This window comes from Acinetobacter sp. AG3 (genome assembly GCF_022343575.1).
Taxonomy (GTDB): Bacteria; Pseudomonadota; Gammaproteobacteria; order Pseudomonadales; family Moraxellaceae; genus Acinetobacter; species Acinetobacter guillouiae.
This window is the reverse complement of the sequence record NZ_JAKQZD010000001.1, coordinates 147528-165676: the sequence shown is the minus strand read 5'-3', so window position 1 is coordinate 165676 and position 18149 is coordinate 147528. Positions and strand designations below refer to the sequence as shown.

Genomic DNA, 18149 nt, shown 5'->3' with positions numbered 1-18149 from the left:
CAGTCTTCTTTAAACGTAGTTATTTTTAACAATTACGCTAGAAGACGAGTCCGCATTTTTTCAAGCTTGCTAAGCGCAGAATCATCTATCACTTGGTCGCCTGCACGAATAACAACACCAGCAATCAATGCTGGATTTACTTCAACTGTAACTTTCACAGCGCTGTTCAAGCGTTTTTCTAACGCATGAGCCAACTTCTGTTCTTGTACTGAATCCAATGGAAAAGCGGATTCAATCACAACATCTACAGTGTTGTTATTTTGCGATTTGAGTTGCTCAAATTCTGTGTCAATTTCAGGTAACAATGCTAAACGGCCATTGTCTGCAAGAAGTGTCAAAAAGTTTGACACAGCCGCAGTTTGTTCATTACCTAAAACTTTCGCAAAAAGATCAACCTGCTCTGCAGGTGTCAACTCAGGGCGATTTAAATAAGCGGAGAATGCTTCATCTTGCACCGCAGCACTGAGCAGTTGTAATGCATTTGACCAAGCGTCAGTTGCATTTTGCTCAGATGCATAAGCAAATGCTGCTTTAGCGTATGGGCGTGCCAACGTCAAGAATTCAGCCATATTCGCCTCTCTTAAAGTTTAGCAGCCAGCTGATTCAGCATGGCATTATGAGCTTCTGCGTCAACTTGTTGGTTCAGAATTTTCTCTGCACCAGCAACTGCAAGAGCAGCAACTTGTTGACGTAATTCTTCACGAGCAGAATTGATGTCTTGGTCAACAGCATCTTTCGCTTGTTGACGAATACGCTCACCTTCAGCAGATGCTTGAGTACGCGCTTCTTCGACCAATTGTGCCGCACGACGGTTCGCTTGTTCGATCAATTGAGCCGCTTGTGCTTTCGCCGCATCAATTTCTTGCTTAACTTGTGCTTGTGCATCAGCAAGATCAGCTTTCGCTTTCTCTGCAGCATTTAAGCCATCAGCGATTTTACGCTGACGCTCACTAATCGCATTGATTAGTGGTGGCCATACAAACTTCATGCAGAATGCGACAAATATCGCAAATGCAATCGCTTGGCCAAACAATGTGAGGTTGATATTCATTGCAAATTCCTCAAATAGTGAATTTCGGAATTAAGCTGATTAACCTACAAATGGATTAGCGAAGATGAAGAACAAGCCAATACCAACACCGATCATAGGCACAGCATCAAGAAGACCTGCGATTAAGAACATACGAGTTTGAAGTTGTGGAGCCAATTCTGGTTGACGAGCAACAGCTTCAAGGAAACGGCCGCCTAAAAGACCAAAACCAATCGCAGTACCTAAAGCACCAAAAGCGATCAAGATAGCAGATGCAATTGCAACTAGACCTAAAGTGAGTTCCATGATAATTCCTCAGAGGTTAGGTTTATACCAAATTAAAGTAAAAAAATTATACCTAACCACCGGATGACAGTTAGGCAATACCATTAATGTTTTTCGCTTGCCATGCTCAAGTATACGATTGTTAGCATCATGAAAATGAAGGCTTGCAATGTAATAACAAGAATGTGGAAGATAGCCCAAGGCACAGACAACGCCCACTGGATCCAGAAAGGTAATAACGCGATAAGAATGAAGATTAACTCACCCGCATACATGTTACCGAATAATCGGAGTGCCAATGAAATTGGACGTGCAAGGAATGTTACTAATTCTAGAATTAAGTTCACTGGAATCAATAACGCTTTTGCAACTGGGTTACTTGGATTAAATGGGTTAAGTGCCAATTCACCAACGAAACCGCCGATGCCTTTTTCACGAATACTATAGAACAAGATCAACGCAAATACAGACAAAGACATACCAAGGGTAATGTTAGGGTCTGTAGATGGAACAACCTTGAAGTAAACGTGGTGAGGGTCCATACCAAATACGTTTGCACCAATCAATTGAGCTGTATACGGAATCCAGTCAACAGGAATTAAGTCCATCGCATTCATGAGGAAAATCCACACGAAAATGGTCAAGGCTAAAGGCGCAATTAAACGTGATTTACCATGAAACGTATCACGAACACTTGAGTCAACAAACTCGATAATCATTTCGATTGCAGACTGGAACTTGGTAGGAACACCAGAGTTTGCAGCTTTCGCTACGCACCAGAATATCAAACAGAAAATCACACCAAGGCCAATTGACCAACCCATTGAATCCAAGTGGATAGCAGTGAACCCCATCTGTTGAGCTTCTGCACCACTTTCAGCCAATTTCCAAGTACCATCTGGCATTTTGCCATAGGTCATATTGGTCAAGTGATGCTTGATATACTCGGTCGAAGTCAGGGCATGTTCTTCAGCAGCCATAAATCACACCTGGTCAATGTCAAATAATAAATAGAGTTAACGAATATCGCGTGCTGCATGATATCTCGTTAATCCCCAAAAAAATTTTCAATTTCTGCTGCGCTTATACTCGTTTTTGTTGTCGTGCTACCCAAAAAGGTGCAATCCACGACATCGCTTGAACGAGAATAAAACCACAAAACAATGCCACCGGAGATAACGGTTTGACATTGCATAAAATTAAAATGAAACCAACGATCACAATTGCAAATTTGCCCATTAAGCCTCTATACATGTTCGAAAGAACCTGTTTTGAAGCACGCGCCCCTGCTGCTCGAAACGACTGCCAAGAAAAATAACAACTGGCAAGCCAACATATCAGTGCACCTAACGCTGCACTCAGAGCCGCAGTCGAGTCTTTCAAGACCCACGCTACCAAGGCTGAAACAGGAATCATAAACGCTTGCAAATAGACCAAAGCTTTTGCTAATCGTCGGTCAATCAAGCGACTAGTTTGGCTCATTTTTTATCCACTCACAGCATAAATGCTTGACAAGTTTAGCTGATGATCGTTTTTAATCGCAGGCATTATAGAGTTACACCCCTGAACATGCAATCTTTTCCCGACCTTAGTCGTGTTTTTTTCGATATACAGGTTGCTTTGCATATGAACAATTGTTGATTAATTTTTGCATCATTTCCGTGCATTAAGTACGCAAGCTTGTGTTTGTTGAGCCAAAGTCTGCCATGCAACCACAAAATCTTGTTGTTTAGCCAAAGTTTCGTCTACCGCTTGAAATGAAATTTCACCCAATTTTCGGTACTGACTTGGACTTGCGCTACCTTCTGCCAGCAAGCACATTTTTTTGTAAGGTCTCGTGTCATTTAAAAACTTGATTTGAGTCACAGTCGGCGCAACATGCGGATCATCTGTCATCGCACCTGCAAATTTTAAGTTTAATGAACGCTCTAAATATTGGTAAGCATCATGATAAGCCCAGTATGGACGTGCGCTACCTGCACTGATACTTTTCTGTGAAACGCGCAGCATTTCACTGGCAAACTTCTTCGCATTATTCCAATATGCTGCTTTATTTTCTGGATGTTGTTGTGAACGTAAGGCTGCAATAAAGAAACCGATACGTACAGCATTATTTGGATCTAACCACACATGTGTATCAATCGTATCTTTCAGTGCAACACCTTTTGGACTTCTTAAAGGAAGTGCTTGGATAATGCCTGAATTGAGTATTGAAATCGCTTTCGCATTCTCGCCTAAAACCTTTTCCAAAGGCGCTTCATGTTCTTTTCCCAGCCAAATCACCAATGAAGCGTCCATAATCGTTTTGCGATTATCTGGTGTAAGTTGCACATCATGCCCCGTTTGATTTCCCAAAAGTAAAACAGGTTCTTCTATGCCTTCTGTTATTTCTTTTGCAATCAAATAAATAGGATGAGTTGACACCACTAAAGGCGCTTGAGCCCAAGTGACACTAATAAATAATGCACATAAGCAAAAGGCGATAATGCGATTCATGGGAGTGTATTACCAAAAAAAATTTATGTTATAGTATAACAGAAGTTAAAAAATACCTACGCCATTCGTAAGTTGATAGAGCTTCATGTTAATATTTGCGATTCTCTTCCATTCAAATAACAAGTTTTGAGGTCTGATATGAGCTTATGTTCACACGAGCAGCATGATACTTTGCATGGTGTACACGATCATCTCAATGTAGAAGCTCGTTTATCAGAAGCAGAAAGCCTTTGTGCAACCTCAGGTGCCCGTCTTACCCCTTTGCGTAAAGAAGTACTTGAATTAATTTTGAATGCCTCAGGTCCTGTAGGTGCTTATGATCTTTTAGCTAAGATGAAAGGTGCTGCAGAACGTCCAGCTGCACCACCTACTGTGTATAGAACCTTAGATTTTCTCTTAGAAAAAGGTTTTATTCATCGTTTAACCTCTATTAATGCTTATATCCCTTGTTGTCACCCACGTGAAGGACATCAAGCCGCATTTTTAATTTGCACTGAATGTCATACAGTGAAAGAAGCTTCAGCAAAAGGTTTGATTCAAGAATTAAACCACTTAGCCGCGTCAGATCACTTCAATGCACATCACAGTATTATTGAGATTTCAGGAATATGTCAGCAGTGCTCGAACAAAGCGTAAACTCCCCTCTCGTTCAACTGCAACAAATTAATGTCCGAATTGATGATCGTGACATTCTAAAAAATATAGATTTTTCATTACAAGAAAAAGAAATTGTCACGCTTATTGGCCCCAATGGCGCAGGTAAATCGACCCTGATCAAAGTATTACTGGGTATTTTAAAACCCAATGCGGGCAAAATTATCAGCCCAAAAAAAATTAAACTGGCATATGTACCACAAAAATTTAATCCCTCTCATAGTCTGCCTTTAAGAGTAAAAGATCTACTGGATCTTGAGAAATGTGATAAGGCTATTAAAGCTGAAATCATTCGAGATACAGGCATTGCCAAATTAGAGTATGCCAAAGTACAACAACTTTCAGGTGGTGAGCGTCAGCGGGTTTTATTGGCGCGTGCTTTATTACGCCAACCCGATATTTTAGTTTTAGATGAACCTATGCAAGGTTTAGATATCCAATCTGAAGCTGAACTGTATGAATATGTACGTAGCCTGCCACAACGTTATGGTTGTGCCATTTTAATTGTGTCTCATGATTTACAATGGGTAATGCAAGGCACTCAGCGAGTTGTCTGTTTAAATAAGCACATTTGCTGTAGTGGTTTACCTGACAGTATTCAGCAACATCCAGAGTATCAAGCTTTGTTTGGCGACACTTTTGGAAAATACCACGCTTTTTACCAACACCATCATGACCATTGTGCACATGGTGACTCTGCCAAGACTTGTGAACATGGTCCACACCCACACATTCACCCAGAACCGGAAGCTTAAACCATGATGGAATGGTTAGAATTACTATTACCTGCATGGATTATGGGAACACTTTTAGTGTTTCTAACAGCTCCGCTAGGTTGTTTGATGCTATGGCGTAGAATGTCTTTTTTTGCTGATACGATGGCACATGGTACCTTGCTGGGTGTCGCTTTAGCCGCTGTTTTAACTTTACCGCTTTGGGTCGGTGTTACCTTTACTGCGATCCTCTTAGTGGCGGTACTTTGGGTTCTACATGACCCGCGTTTACCCAACGACGCCTTACTTGCATTATGTGCTGCGACCTTACTTTGTTCTGGTCTATTGTTAATTCAACATTTACCCGCTTTACGTCCTGAATTATTAAGTTATTTATTTGGTGATTTATTAACAATTGAGTGGTCAGACCTACCTATTTTTGCAACTGTGATTATTGTTGCTTTAGCTGTCCTCTACCGTTACTGGCAAGCACAAATTCAAATTGCGATTGATCCTGATATTGCAGTCAGTGAAGGCGTAAACGCCAAATGGCAGCGCTTAATTTTTATGTTGTTATTGGCTTTATTCACCGTACTCGCTTTACGTGCCGTTGGTTCGTTATTGATGGGCGCATTATTGGTTATTCCAGCACTGGCTTCACGTCTTATTTCGCACTCACCGAAACAAATGGTGATAGGGGCGTTTGTAATTGCTCAAATTGGTGTGACTGTGGGGTTATGGTCAAGTGCAGCCCTGAACATCTCTACAGGGCTAAGCATCGTATTAACCATGTCTTTGCTGTTTGCTGTGATTTTCTGTGTAATGAAAGTAAGAAAGATGGCTTGATGGATCAATTCCATCTTTAGCCTCAATCAATATTTAAACCATGCTTTTTAACGAAACATATAATCCATATACAGCAATGACAATCAGAATTAATCCGCAAAGCCCTAATATTTTTGGATAAATTTGACTTTTAGAAAGCTTATTAAACGACAGATAGACCAAAGATAACGTGAGAAAATCTAAAATAATCCATGTCACAACTAAGATAACCAGACTGGTATTTATATCAGCATGAATATGAATAAACTGCGGAAAAAATGATGAAAAGAAAATGATATCTTTAGGATTTGAGATACCCACTAAAAAGCCTTTGCTGAGACCACCATCCACAGGCGACAACATCGTATTGAGTTGATGCTCCTGTTGGGATAACACTTCTTTTAGAATTCCATAACCTAGATAGGCAATATAAAGACATCCTAAAACTTTAATGATCAAGAAAAGGGTTTCATTGACACTAAACATGCCTTTTAAAATTAAAATAGAGGCTGTGATAAGTACCAAAGAAGCCAAATTTGTCCCAATAATGGTCAGTAAAGACTGTCGATAGCCACCTTTTAAACCTGCACTTGCAACCAAGATCATGACTGGACCAGGCGTTGCAATCATGATAATCACACTAATGGCATACAAATAAAATTCTAAATAATTCAAAGCATCCTCGGAACAATGGCTTATTTATATGGTCAAATCTCTAACACATAGCTCATTTAATCGCCTATGTTGTTATTGGTGCACCAAGCTTAATAAGCCAGCGGCACAACTAAACAATACAGCAAAGGTACGGTTCATATATTTTTGTTGTTTTGGTGATTTTAATAGTCTTAACACTTTGGCTGCCAATCCCGTATAACCAGCCATGACTATCAAGTCAATCGTGATCATGGTCACTGCCATAATCACATATTGAATCCATTGTGGTTTAGACAAGTCTAGAAATTGTGGCAAAACAGCAAGTAAAAAGACGATAGCTTTTGGATTACTGATATTGACAATAAAGCCATATAAGATCAGCTTGGGAATAGATTTTGTCGGTTGCTCAGTTGGGATATCTATCGACTGTGTTTTCGTCGTCCATTGTATGTAGGCTAAATACAGTAAATATAAAACCCCAAACCATTTCACCACGAAAAATGCCAGCGGTGTGGTTGCAAACAATACCCCAACCCCTGCTGCGACAATCGCAATTTGAACCAACAATGCCAGTTGTAAACCGATTGCATTCCAATAACCACGGCGAAAACCATAATTTAGACCGCTCGACATAGACGCGATCGCACCCGCACCAGGTGAAATACTGATCACCCAGCACGCCAACATATAGGCAAACCAGACTTGATACGACATAACAAAAGGATAAAAAACTTTTAACACGCTATTATAGCGGTTTTAAAACCATACATTTCGATTAATTTAATTGGTAAAAAATATAAGACTTTACTATTCAGCTGTTGCTTGATCATGCACAATAAGGGGATTGATAAATAAAAATTGAGGAGCCATCACCATATGACAGCCCAATCTGTAATTCTACCTTTACCTTCTAATCATGCTCGTTTCATTGTTTTAAATTTAAAAAATCTGTCTATTGATGGCTTAAAAGAACAACTCAATGCGTTGTTAAGTACACGTGATCGCCTAATCACTCAACATCCTGAAGCCGAAATCAAGACCTCAATCGCTTTTGGTCCTGAACTTTGGGCAAAACTTTATCACACAACTCCTGAAGGGTTTAAGCAGTTAGAACCAATTCAAGGCGCATTTGAGATGCCTGTGGTTCCTGCTGATGTTCTGATTCATATTGCGTCTGCACGTACAGATATTTGCTTTGCGCTTAGCCAATCCTTTTTTGATGGCATCCAAAATCAAGTTGAGGTTCTGGATGAACGGGTGTGCTTTCGTTATCTTGATGGTCGTGACCTGACTGGTTTTATTGATGGTACTGAAAATCCTCAATTCCCTGATGATCGTGCTGAGACTGCGTTATTAGGTGAAGATTCAGGTATTTTTGAAGATGGATCTTTTATTTTTGCACAACGTTATGTACACGAGCTTGAAAAGTGGAAACGTTTAAAAGTTGATGCACAGGAAAATGTGATTGGTCGTTCTAAATTAGAAAGTATAGAAATGGACGATGAACACAAACCTGAAAATGCCCATATTGCTCGTGTTGTCATTGAAGATAATGAAGGTGAAGAATTAGAAATCCTACGCCACTCTCTTCCTTATGGCGATGGTCAAGGCGAGCAAGGTCTATTTTTTATTGCCTATACCAAAGACTTAACCCGTATTGATCGTATGCTAGTCAATATGTTTGGTACTCAAGGCGATGGGATTCATGACCGCTTGCTGCACTTTGTAACACCTATGGATGGTGCTTATTTCTTTGCACCGAATGAAGAAGTGTTGGAAGAGATTTTGGAAGATTGAAAGAAAAGCTGACTTCGGTCAGCTTTTCTAGGTTAAAAAAATAAGAGATTAAGGTAATCTATATTTTAGTAATTATTGATATTTCTATATGTAACAAAATTACCATATAAACAAAGCAAAATTCACTTATAGAAACTATTATATTTTTCCTCTACATCAATTGCATTCACAAAAATTGGGGGAGATCCTTTTTTATAAAATACATATGACCAAGCAGGTATTTTATCTACTTTGATAAAATACTTTTTTGAGAAGTTAATCATTTTCACCTGACTAGAAAGAGTAACATTCTTAATTTTTTTGTTTGATAAAAATTCATCAGCATTTGCTATATAAAAATTAGAGTCATCAGCAACATCATAAAAACTATCACCTAGTTTTTTCTTGAGTGCATTAATTTTTCTATCCGATAATGGTGCATATATTATTATGTCTTTATCAACTAAAAAAGTATCCTTTTTAGTATTTGTATTTGCTGTAACACTAGAACTTAAGAATAAAATAAAACCAAAAAGCAAAATTACTTTTTTAAAACTATTGCTTAATTTCAACATGAAAACACCCATTTTCTACTAAAACTTTTTCTACACTATCATTACTTAATAGTGCATTTTTAAAGTTATTTTGATTGATAATATTACCCAAACTGATATCAAAAGTATTCTTTACCCGTGGGTCAGCTAAATGTTTAGAAACTGTTGATGGGCCTAATTCATTTATTCGTTTCTCCATCAAGCCTATTACTTGTTCTTTCGATAAATTTTTATTCTGATCATATACATCTAATACCCTTTGACCAGGTGCTTTATAAGTGCGCCTTTGTTCCGCCATACCCTTACTGATAATATTTTGATACATAATTCTGGCCTGGTCATAAGGCTTTCTAGCTGTACTTGTTATCATAATCTGTTTATTTGAAGACTTTGATGCTGCCATCTTTAAAATATTAATTGATTTTTGAGAAACAACTCTAGGGTCTGCATTTTTTCCATAACTTATTGTAACACTTGAATTACCTTCTAACTCAATTTCATTACTTTTTTGATCTTGTACAAGTTCCACGGTAAAAGCTTTAAATTCTTCTGAAATTATATGAGTAAAAAGAATATTACCATTAACATCAAAAATACTGACAGTTTTTCCAATAAATCCTTTATGTTTATTAAAGCCATCACCATTTTTCCCACTAGTATGAGCTCTATTTTTATTTTCATATTTAATAACATATGACAATCCGCTTTCTACTCTTCCTGTTTCTTTATTTTTTGTATAAATACCAAATTCCCCATCACGATTGATCATTTTAATTGGATGACCATTGCCCCCACGAATGTCAGCTTGACTAATAGGTGCTGTTTTATCTTCACTCACCTTTTGAGTTCTAGGTTCGGCTTTAGGTTGCTCTTCCGTTGTAGGTGTTGGTTTTTTCGTAGCTGTAAGCACATCTTGACGCTCATATTTTTCTCTTATGAGATAGGTATATTCAAGTATTTGTGAATCAAGCACCTTATCAGGCACCACTACATTCCCTTGAGGGAGAGTTAATTTGATTTTTAAGCCAGCCAGACCTGTCAATGAAATTAAGCCATTCCCATCTGTAACCTTAGGCTTTTGTTGCCCACGATAGTGCGAAATCACACGATAATTAGACATAACTTTAGATTTATCGTGATTAAACAGTTTGATTCGAATTTTGACTAAAGGTAATTTCACCACTTGAGTCTGTTCATTATTGACTACAAATTCAGTAACTTTTTGAGAGAAGTCCCCCTTAGCACTTCTTACAAAAACTTCAAGCTTCTGCCCCCTCTCTGCTGTAATTTTTTCTTCTCCCTGACCATTAAGCGTATGTTCTTTTAGATTATTTTTATAACGAATTGCATATTTTAAATCAGGTACTGCCTTAGAAGAATCTCCTTCAATAATTTTAATTTTAAAGCTTACATCATTACTTTGAGCTGTCGCTGTAGTTGTTGGAGCAGGTGACGGACGACTAGCAACATTCACCTCTTGCTGTTTAACGTTATTTACTGAAGGATTTCCTTGATGTTCTTCAAGTTTATCTGCAATAACAGTGGCACTTTGCTGTACTTTAATATTAATTGTGCCTTTAACCACAGGAATACGAGCAGGCACGATAATATTATTTTTTTTGAAGCTAATATTGCCTTGTGGTTTAACCACCATTCCAACAATCAACCCTTCTTGAGTCGTTTTCTTTTTTAAATAAGTCTCTCCATCTACTGAAATTTCCACTTCTTTATCACGATATTTATCACCATTTTCTTCTAAAATTGCTGCATTGACGATGTTGCAATATCCTTCTGACTCGGCAAGTGCTATCGCTCTACGGAACGTACGACCACGAGGAATTTCCAATAAATTATCAGCATATTTGGGGTTAGTGGCGAATTTTTTTGCTAACGCATATACTTCTTTTTCATGATTTCCTCTAACACCATCACTAAAATATTCTTTATAGAATGATTGATTGAGCAGCCAGACAAAACGATCTTCTAAGGATTCTACATAATCCACATATACACGAAAGTCCGCCTCTTCCATATAAACTTGACCTGTTTTAGCGTTAACTTCAGGTACTGTGAAACGTTTGACGGGCTTACCTTCCCATCCCCCCCCAGCTTTTTTAATATTGAATAAATTATTTGTACCTGGGAGTACTTTTTTCCCCCAACCTGTTTCTTCAATAAGCTGAGCCATTATCGTTTTCCAATGTACGCCATATCGAAACGCAATTTTTCGAACTGGGCAATACAGCTTGGCAGCAAAGTTCAGTTGATCCTCATAGGTATAGGCCATTTTATTTAACCTCGACTTGATATTTTTTCAACTTTTTCTGATCAATAATTAGACCATTATCAAGATTATTTTTTTCTGTGCATGACATATCTATATATTTTTGATGATTCTTAATCAAAAATTTTTGATTAATAGCACAACTCCAATCTTTGTTATAAATTTGATCTTTCAGTTTAGTTCCCTTTTGATCAAAGGTAGTTACATAAATAAGTGACTGTGCTAAAGATTCAACCGATGTAGTGGTTGTCTGAGACAACACATAGAATTTGTTATTACTATATAAACAATCATGAATAATCGTTTCATGAAATAATTTATTGATAAAAAATTCATTAAATTTTTTATCATTTCCAAACTGAATAAATGATTTATCTGCTGGAATTGAGTCATCAAATTTTTGCTTAAATTGACATAAATTACGCTGTTCATCATTTGCTGCAAATGAGTACATAGGTAGAATTAAGAATGGAAATAACAAAAATTTATACGATTTCATCATTCTCATCCTCATCCTCATCAAAACAATCACAACATACATGTTCATGTTCACTTTCATCCAAACTTGCAAATAAATCATCATCAGGTTCACATAGGCTAATGAATAATGTCCCTTGATCATTTTTTTGAGCATCCAGAAATTTAAATTCTATTTGATCAGACTCATCTGAAAATAAACGGTTTGTTCTAAACTCTTCATCAAGTTCACTCACATACTCAAGATTTTTTGTACGATTAATAAACTTATAAGCCAACTCAGTATTTAAAAGATTTTCTGGTATTAAATTTTTAAAATCGATACGTTTACTAAAAATTCCACTCTCAGGCATTTTCGGCAACTGCGCATTCACTGTTGCCCCACTGGTAAACAAATGTTGTCCTGACTTCACTTCAAATTTCCCGCCTGTCTTGATAAAAACACCACTACCATTAACAACCAACTGAGTACCACCCGCTTTTAGATCAATCTCTTTAGAGCTGGTTAACTCAATCTTATCTTCAGTCGCGATCAGTTTAATCACTTTCTTCGCAATGATTTCAATCAAGTCATCCTGTGCCTGAACTTTGATCGGACCCTTTGCAGCAAAAGCACTTAAACCTTTCTGCGCTGCAAACAAGCTGATCTTATCTTGTGCATGACCGACAATATTCTTCTGTGCACTCAAATTAATTGAGCCTTGGGCACTTTCAGCAATATCTTGTGAAGCTTGTAACACGATATCTTCTGGAGTTGTCAGCGCAATCCCATTAGGTGAAGCCAGTAACATCAATGCCTGACGAAAGATCTTACCTTGTTCTTGTTTGGCACTATCACCACTATTTTCTAAGTCTTTTGTATAACTTTCCATAAAGCCCTGTAAGGAGCCTAAAGCCTGCATCGGATTTACATCCAATTTACTGCCTTTATTAAAAGTTCCACAAACACTGGTTAAATCAAAATCCTTAATTTCAACATTGGCAATTACCTTACCCACGTCTTTTAAAGCACTTAATGGTTCTGAATCAAATTTATCTTTTAAACTGGTTAATTTACCTTTTAAAACATCCGAACCATGTTCTTCAATATTTTCGATAAAACTCTTTAAGTTCTCAATCGACTCTTTGGAATCATTAAAAAAGTCTTTAAATTCATCTACAATATTCTTGGTGTCTTTACCAAATTTCTGGATGTCCTCAATAAAATCACCACTGTTTTTCAGTGCTGAAATTGGATCGCTACCTACAGCATTTTTAAATAAACCCACGGTTGCCTGTAAAGCCTGATTTGCACCTTTTAGTTCTAAAGAATTAATCAGTTTCGGCAAACGATTGACAACATTCAAGGCATCTGTTTGTTGTTTGACTGCTATTTCACTCAGCACTTTCATACTTTCTGCACCTTGATTTAACAAGGACTGCGCTTGTGCTGCTTCTAAGTGGTCTGCAATCGCATTTTCTTGGGCATACGTCGTGATAAGCATGCCTTTGCCTGCACGCATGGCACCATAAGCATCGGTTCTTAACTCAAAACCTTCACCACGCCCATTGCTGGTTTCCTTATCTTTCGGATGGCTTAAGTTCCCAAGGTTAAGTTGTGTTGCTGCATGACTACTTTGTAGCTGCGTACTGATTTGGCCTGTTGTATCATCAAAGCGGAGTTGGTTAAAACCTGATCCACCCACTTCCGATGAGCGAATACCACTTAATTTTTTGGTATCAGGCAACTGGCCTTTGATATCAAACATAGTTTGATGACGTTCTGCTTCATGTAAACGTCCCATCACAAATGGACGGTCGACATTGCCATCAAAGAAATCAATAACTACGATTTCACCAATTCGTGGGTGGAATCTTGTGCCATAACCTTCTCCGGCCCAAGAGGTCAATACATCAACCCAAGCTGAGTCTGTATCATTGTCATTCGAGCCTGCACCACCATCATGACTATTGTCATCGGTACGGGTGAAGAGGAAACGAACTTTGATTCGCCCCCATTGATCGACATAAATCGTTTCGCCTTGCGGTCCAACCACTTTGGCACGTTGTGGAAATGCAGAAGGTCTATGCGCTAAAGGATTATACTCAGGAACGATCGGAATTCTACGGCGCACCAATGACAACTCATTGGCTTGACGCTGGTCTTTAATTAAATGGTTCCAGTAATTTAAATTAAGCAGCTTGGATAACTGATCTTGTAACTCTTTAGGTAAGTTATTTTGATTGTAAAAAGTCTTACCTAAGATTAAGAACTCACGATCCGAACCATCATGTTGATCAATTTCAGGATGTTCTCTTAGTTCAAACCAATAGCCAACTTGTGCATCGCGCACTGAACTGGTTGCGGTAAAATATTTGGACTGTAATTCTTGGTATTGTGTTAGTTGGGTATTTAATTTATCAACTTGAGCTGAACTGGAAACTGTGGTTTGGTCTTCGCCATTGAGATCACTGGTCCATGCAGGGCTAATCGTCCAAGCCTGCTCTAAACTTAAAGTTTCATTGTCTTGTTGATCACTATGTTGGTGATTGCTTAACTGACTATCACCTTGATCTTGTAAAAGGCTATCCGCTTGCCAACGCTGTACTTGTATTGCTGTTGATTGAATTGAGCGCTGGGCGATGAGGCTGGTGATCGTGTCAAAGCGTTCTGTTGCATGACTGCGATGGAAACGAATACTTCGTCTAGGCATTGCCTCATATTGCGTATTGTCATCAATCAGACGTAATTTCTGTGCCTGAATCTGCGTTGCCGAAATAGGCACAATGCGTACAGATTCATCAACTAACCAGTTAATACCTTCACTGCGCCACAAGCGAGTTAAAAACTCATAATCTGTTTCATTGGCTTGCATTACAAAAGGACGGATATCGTATTGTTTTTTTAAACCACTACTGTCCAGACTTAAACTGGCAGAAAATAAGGCGCTTTTCGCTTGCCACTCTTTAAATAAGATTTCCGATATTTCCAGAACACTTTTGTTCATAAAAACACGGCTATTACGACGCTTATGCCAAAGACTGGTTGCATCTTCAAGCGTTAATTTATAAACGCTTAACGCCCCATCACTCTGCCCTTGGCTTGCCCCTGTTACAATTCCAGTGGTTCGGTACAATTCACCAAAATCGGTGACTTGATCAACTGCAACCTGACACCCGATAAATTGTTTTAAAGCAATATGCGCATTGGTTGAAAGGCAGAGTAATTCTGCCTTTAAGCCTTGATTAATCTGTTGTTGCCCCTGAATGCATTGCAAGAATACACTGCTATTTAAGGCTTGATTTGAGAATTGAACGTGGATCGCTCGTGTTTGTAGTCCCAAGCCAAAGCTTTCAAGTAAGGTCGTAATATTTTTCAGCATTTTAGTTATTGATATTTAATTACAAGTATCGTCATTTTAATTAAAAATTCAAAAAAAGACACCGATAAATTGTTAAATTTTATTCCACAAGTACAATAAAAAATATTACTTAATTATGTAGAATATAAGGTTAAAATTAAATTTTAAAAGCTAACAGTGATTTTTCCATTTATTTTAGGTATTGCATTTGCATAAAACCTTCAGTGCAATCTAAAATAGAATTCTTCAAATTCTCACATTTTATCTTGTTGTTTTTTAATAACTTAAATTTAAAACCATTGCTCACTTGATGTCCTGATTTAAATCCTTTTGATGAAGCACCCCAAATAGTAGGATTATTCTGTTCATATATAGACTCAACCGTATACAAATTTAAAGAATCATCCCTAATAATTCTTTTTATATAGTTTTGATCTAATAATTTATAATCATATTCACCATTAGTGTTACTAGAGATACTCGTATAATTTAGCCTTACTATTGCAACTTCTTTTGTTACCTTATTAAAAATATAAAATTTCTTTAAGATATAAAAATCACCTCTTAAGATATTTTCTGTATATTGTACAAAGCCTATAAAATTTCGATCAGAAAAATAAGGTGAAATAATATATCGATTTAGCCCTGATAGTTTATTTCCATCTAAGCGATATAACTCATCACCTTTTTTCAAAATAAGACTATACGATTTTTGACCTTTATCCCCCTCACTTGAAGTATTTTCTTCTGTTAAGATCGTATAGTCCTTATCTATCTTTATTGACTGTCCTAATATACTAATACTCTTATAATCTTGATAAAGGTGACGACTAGAGTCATCATAAAGAATGACACTTTTCGCTAATAAAACAGTGGGTGCTAATAATATTAATAGTAAAAATATTCTTCTTAAATACATAGTTTAATCACTTTAAATTTCTTAATTCCAAATTACATTCAACTTAGTATCTCAGTACTGAAGATTTTATTAAAAATAAATAGTGTGAACCTTCTATCAACAATAATTTTCAAATCCTTATTAAGAGCATAGTAAAATCGCTCTGAATGTTATTTTTTAAAATTACATCAAAACTAAATTCGCTTGTACCATTTTATCTTACATAAAAAAAGGGCGTATAGCCCTTTCTTTACAACATCCAAAAAACTCTAGAACGGAACACGTTTGTAATCACGATATTCTGGTTTCCAGAAGTTCTGTTCAATACTTTCTAGCAATTGCTCATCACTGATCATCGGTGCCACACCATCTTGAATAGCGGCTTTAGCAACTTTAAATGCGATAATTTTAGATACTTGCTGCAATTCATTTAAATCAGGCAATAAATCTGCGTGGATATCTTGCAACTTCGGTGAACAATCAGCCAAAGCTGAACTAGAAGCCATCAGCATATTGTCTGTAACACGGGTTGCTTGAACTGCTACCACACCCAAACCAATACCAGGAAAGATATAAGAGTTATTGCACTGTGAAATCTGATAGGTTTCACCATGATAATTCACAGGGGTAAATGGGCTACCTGTCGCAATCAATGCTTTACCATCAGTCCATTGAATAATATCAGCTGGCACGGCTTCAACTCTTGAAGTTGGGTTGGATAAAGGCAATACAATCGGATATTCACAGTTTTCAGCCATCGTTTTAATGATTTCTTCTGTAAATAAACCCGGTTGACCGGATACCCCAATCAATACGGTTGGTTTGGCATTTTTCACAACATCAAGCAGTGAAATGATTTCCTCAGCATTGCCCCAATGTGCAACATCTTCAGGTTTCTGCGCAAGTTTACGTTGGAAATCTAATAAGTTTGGCTGATTTTCAGTGATTAAGCCAAAACGATCCACCATAAATACTTTGGCACGCGCTTCAGCATCCGTCAGGCCTTCAGCAACCATCTGTGCAATAATTTGTTCTGCAATACCACAACCTGCGGAACCAGCCCCTAAGAAAGTAATTTTCTGGTCTTTGAGCTGTTTACCTGCGGCTCTACTCGCAGCAATTAAAGTACCAACGCAGACTGCCGCTGTCCCTTGAATATCGTCATTAAAACAACAAATCTTATCACGGTATTTTTCAAGTAAAGGCATGGCATTTTTTTGTGCAAAATCTTCGAATTGAATCAATGCTTTTGGCCAACGACGTTTAACCGCTGCAATCACTTCATCGACAAATTCATAGTATTCATCCCCACTGACACGAGGTTGCGACCATCCCATATAAATCGGGTCATTCAATAATTGTTGATTATTGGTTCCCACATCTATGGTAATCGGCAATGTATAGGCTGGACTAATACCACCACATGCGGTGTAAAGAGACAGTTTTCCAATTGGAATACCCATGCCGCCAATACCTTGGTCGCCTAAACCAAGAATACGCTCACCATCTGTGATTACAATCACTTTGACGTTTTTACGGTTTACGTTGTGAATGATTTCATCAATGTATTTACGGTCAGGATAGGAAAGAAATACTCCACGATGACGGCGATAAATATCGGAGAAACGCTGACATGCTTCACCCACTGTCGGTGTATAGATAATCGGCATCATCTCACTTAAGTGGTTTTCAATCAGGTGGTAAAACAGCGTTTCATTGGTGTCTTGAATATTTCGTAAATAAATATGCTTATTGATCGCTTCACTGAAAGAACAGAACTGTTGGTATGAACGTTGACTTTGTTCCTCGATACTTTCGATCACATGAGGAATTAAACCGTGTAAGTTAAATTGAGTTCGTTCTTCTTCTGTGAAGGCTGAACCTTTATTTAATAAAGGCAGCTCTAATAAGGCATTACCTGCATAATGAATATATAGAGGATATTTTTTCAGGGTTTCCGTTGGCATTTCCATTCTCATTGAAGCAGACTGCCTGCTTCTATCTTTTGCTAAGCTACGACTTTGGTCTGATACAAGCTTAAGCCTATTTTTGACTAAATGGGTATTTAGATACGTGATAATGATATTCAAAGTATTTTACAGAATGATAAATTATTCTCAGTTTTGCGGATCAAATTCTCTTTTTTAAGCAATTTAATATTT

Annotated in this window: 18 protein-coding genes; 4 read left to right on the top strand and 14 right to left on the bottom strand. The window is 37.6% G+C overall.

Annotation, left to right across the window (positions count from 1 at the left end; genetic code table 11):
• Positions 1 to 32: 32 nt before the first annotated feature.
• The 6 genes from L3V46_RS00755 to L3V46_RS00730 form a co-directional block, all read right to left on the bottom strand.
• Positions 33 to 569: a F0F1 ATP synthase subunit delta gene (locus tag L3V46_RS00755; protein WP_004823704.1), complete on the bottom strand. Its 537-nt coding sequence runs from the start codon at positions 567 to 569 to the stop codon at positions 33 to 35.
• An 11-nt stretch (positions 570 to 580) separates the two neighbouring features.
• Positions 581 to 1051, bottom strand: a complete 471-nt coding sequence (locus L3V46_RS00750) for a F0F1 ATP synthase subunit B (protein WP_004723424.1) — start codon at positions 1049 to 1051, stop codon at positions 581 to 583.
• A 39-nt stretch (positions 1052 to 1090) separates the two neighbouring features.
• The gene (gene atpE, locus L3V46_RS00745) at positions 1091 to 1336 is read right to left on the bottom strand and encodes a F0F1 ATP synthase subunit C (RefSeq protein ID WP_000424060.1); all 246 of its coding nucleotides are present in this window, start codon (positions 1334 to 1336) and stop codon (positions 1091 to 1093) included.
• 83 nt (positions 1337 to 1419) lie between these two features.
• Positions 1420 to 2295, bottom strand: a complete 876-nt coding sequence (gene atpB / locus L3V46_RS00740; protein ID WP_004723427.1) for a F0F1 ATP synthase subunit A — start codon at positions 2293 to 2295, stop codon at positions 1420 to 1422.
• 103 nt (positions 2296 to 2398) lie between these two features.
• Complete coding sequence (locus L3V46_RS00735) at positions 2399 to 2797, bottom strand: ATP synthase subunit I (RefSeq protein ID WP_004723429.1); 399 nt, start codon at positions 2795 to 2797, stop codon at positions 2399 to 2401.
• Between the two features lie 171 nt (positions 2798 to 2968).
• Positions 2969 to 3811, bottom strand: coding sequence for a zinc ABC transporter substrate-binding protein (locus tag L3V46_RS00730; RefSeq protein WP_056518357.1), 843 nt, complete (start codon positions 3809 to 3811; stop codon positions 2969 to 2971).
• A gap of 138 nt (positions 3812 to 3949) precedes the next feature.
• Here L3V46_RS00730 and L3V46_RS00725 point away from each other — a divergent pair, with 138 nt between their 5' ends.
• From L3V46_RS00725 to znuB, 3 genes are read left to right on the top strand one after another with little or no spacing between them, the layout of a single operon-like run.
• Positions 3950 to 4447 (top strand): transcriptional repressor, encoded by a 498-nt coding sequence (locus L3V46_RS00725; RefSeq protein ID WP_004723431.1) that lies wholly within the window; start codon positions 3950 to 3952, stop codon positions 4445 to 4447.
• Positions 4420 to 5220, top strand: a complete 801-nt coding sequence (gene znuC / locus L3V46_RS00720; protein WP_056518356.1) for a zinc ABC transporter ATP-binding protein ZnuC — start codon at positions 4420 to 4422, stop codon at positions 5218 to 5220. Before L3V46_RS00725 ends, znuC begins: the two co-directional genes overlap by 28 nt.
• Before the next feature lie 3 nt (positions 5221 to 5223).
• Positions 5224 to 6024 (top strand): zinc ABC transporter permease subunit ZnuB, encoded by an 801-nt coding sequence (gene znuB / locus L3V46_RS00715; protein ID WP_056518353.1) that lies wholly within the window; start codon positions 5224 to 5226, stop codon positions 6022 to 6024.
• A 33-nt stretch (positions 6025 to 6057) separates the two neighbouring features.
• Here the strand turns inward: znuB and L3V46_RS00710 are convergent, their stop codons facing one another.
• Entirely contained in the window at positions 6058 to 6678 is a 621-nt protein-coding gene (locus L3V46_RS00710; RefSeq protein WP_239044706.1) for a LysE family translocator, read from the bottom strand.
• A gap of 72 nt (positions 6679 to 6750) precedes the next feature.
• A complete protein-coding gene (locus L3V46_RS00705; RefSeq protein ID WP_004823696.1) occupies positions 6751 to 7371 on the bottom strand; it encodes a LysE family transporter in 621 nt (206 codons plus the stop codon).
• Positions 7372 to 7533: 162 nt separating this feature from the next.
• On the opposite strand from L3V46_RS00705, the gene L3V46_RS00700 reads away from it, so the two are divergent.
• Complete coding sequence (locus tag L3V46_RS00700) at positions 7534 to 8454, top strand: Dyp-type peroxidase (protein WP_004823695.1); 921 nt, start codon at positions 7534 to 7536, stop codon at positions 8452 to 8454.
• 122 nt (positions 8455 to 8576) lie between these two features.
• On the opposite strand, the gene L3V46_RS00695 is transcribed toward L3V46_RS00700, so the two are convergent.
• From L3V46_RS00695 to L3V46_RS00670, 6 genes are all read right to left on the bottom strand, one after another.
• Positions 8577 to 9008, bottom strand: a complete 432-nt coding sequence (locus L3V46_RS00695; RefSeq protein WP_239044705.1) for a hypothetical protein — start codon at positions 9006 to 9008, stop codon at positions 8577 to 8579.
• The gene (locus L3V46_RS00690) at positions 8989 to 11274 is read right to left on the bottom strand and encodes a glucosaminidase domain-containing protein (RefSeq protein ID WP_239044704.1); all 2286 of its coding nucleotides are present in this window, start codon (positions 11272 to 11274) and stop codon (positions 8989 to 8991) included. Before L3V46_RS00690 ends, L3V46_RS00695 begins: the two co-directional genes overlap by 20 nt.
• A 1-nt stretch (position 11275) precedes the next feature.
• Positions 11276 to 11770 carry a hypothetical protein gene (locus tag L3V46_RS00685; RefSeq protein WP_239044703.1) on the bottom strand — a complete coding sequence of 165 codons (495 nt, stop codon included), beginning with the start codon at positions 11768 to 11770 and terminating at the stop codon, positions 11276 to 11278.
• Positions 11757 to 15110 carry a type VI secretion system Vgr family protein gene (locus L3V46_RS00680; protein ID WP_239044702.1) on the bottom strand — a complete coding sequence of 1118 codons (3354 nt, stop codon included), beginning with the start codon at positions 15108 to 15110 and terminating at the stop codon, positions 11757 to 11759. The genes L3V46_RS00685 and L3V46_RS00680 overlap by 14 nt, the downstream gene beginning before the upstream one ends.
• A gap of 169 nt (positions 15111 to 15279) precedes the next feature.
• Complete coding sequence (locus L3V46_RS00675) at positions 15280 to 16008, bottom strand: RND transporter (RefSeq protein ID WP_239044701.1); 729 nt, start codon at positions 16006 to 16008, stop codon at positions 15280 to 15282.
• Positions 16009 to 16256: 248 nt separating this feature from the next.
• Positions 16257 to 17954: an NAD-dependent malic enzyme gene (locus L3V46_RS00670; RefSeq protein WP_034614981.1), complete on the bottom strand. Its 1698-nt coding sequence runs from the start codon at positions 17952 to 17954 to the stop codon at positions 16257 to 16259.
• Between the last annotated feature and the right edge of the window lie 195 nt (positions 17955 to 18149).

What these genes read in the sequence shown, in the direction of transcription:
- L3V46_RS00700 (WP_004823695.1), top strand. Translation starts at nt 7,534, where the DNA reads ATGACAGCCCAATCTGTAATTCTACCTTTACCTTCTAATCATGCTCGT.
- L3V46_RS00680 (WP_239044702.1), bottom strand. Translation starts at nt 15,110, where the DNA reads ATGCTGAAAAATATTACGACCTTACTTGAAAGCTTTGGCTTGGGACTA.
- L3V46_RS00750 (WP_004723424.1), bottom strand. Translation starts at nt 1,051, where the DNA reads ATGAATATCAACCTCACATTGTTTGGCCAAGCGATTGCATTTGCGATA.
- L3V46_RS00690 (WP_239044704.1), bottom strand. Translation starts at nt 11,274, where the DNA reads ATGGCCTATACCTATGAGGATCAACTGAACTTTGCTGCCAAGCTGTAT.
- L3V46_RS00730 (WP_056518357.1), bottom strand. Translation starts at nt 3,811, where the DNA reads ATGAATCGCATTATCGCCTTTTGCTTATGTGCATTATTTATTAGTGTC.
- znuB (WP_056518353.1), top strand. Translation starts at nt 5,224, where the DNA reads ATGATGGAATGGTTAGAATTACTATTACCTGCATGGATTATGGGAACA.
- L3V46_RS00685 (WP_239044703.1), bottom strand. Translation starts at nt 11,770, where the DNA reads ATGAAATCGTATAAATTTTTGTTATTTCCATTCTTAATTCTACCTATG.
- L3V46_RS00705 (WP_004823696.1), bottom strand. Translation starts at nt 7,371, where the DNA reads ATGTCGTATCAAGTCTGGTTTGCCTATATGTTGGCGTGCTGGGTGATC.
- atpE (WP_000424060.1), bottom strand. Translation starts at nt 1,336, where the DNA reads ATGGAACTCACTTTAGGTCTAGTTGCAATTGCATCTGCTATCTTGATC.
- atpB (WP_004723427.1), bottom strand. Translation starts at nt 2,295, where the DNA reads ATGGCTGCTGAAGAACATGCCCTGACTTCGACCGAGTATATCAAGCAT.
- znuC (WP_056518356.1), top strand. Translation starts at nt 4,420, where the DNA reads ATGTCAGCAGTGCTCGAACAAAGCGTAAACTCCCCTCTCGTTCAACTG.
- L3V46_RS00670 (WP_034614981.1), bottom strand. Translation starts at nt 17,954, where the DNA reads ATGCCAACGGAAACCCTGAAAAAATATCCTCTATATATTCATTATGCA.
- L3V46_RS00735 (WP_004723429.1), bottom strand. Translation starts at nt 2,797, where the DNA reads ATGAGCCAAACTAGTCGCTTGATTGACCGACGATTAGCAAAAGCTTTG.
- L3V46_RS00675 (WP_239044701.1), bottom strand. Translation starts at nt 16,008, where the DNA reads ATGTATTTAAGAAGAATATTTTTACTATTAATATTATTAGCACCCACT.
- L3V46_RS00755 (WP_004823704.1), bottom strand. Translation starts at nt 569, where the DNA reads ATGGCTGAATTCTTGACGTTGGCACGCCCATACGCTAAAGCAGCATTT.
- L3V46_RS00695 (WP_239044705.1), bottom strand. Translation starts at nt 9,008, where the DNA reads ATGTTGAAATTAAGCAATAGTTTTAAAAAAGTAATTTTGCTTTTTGGT.
- L3V46_RS00725 (WP_004723431.1), top strand. Translation starts at nt 3,950, where the DNA reads ATGAGCTTATGTTCACACGAGCAGCATGATACTTTGCATGGTGTACAC.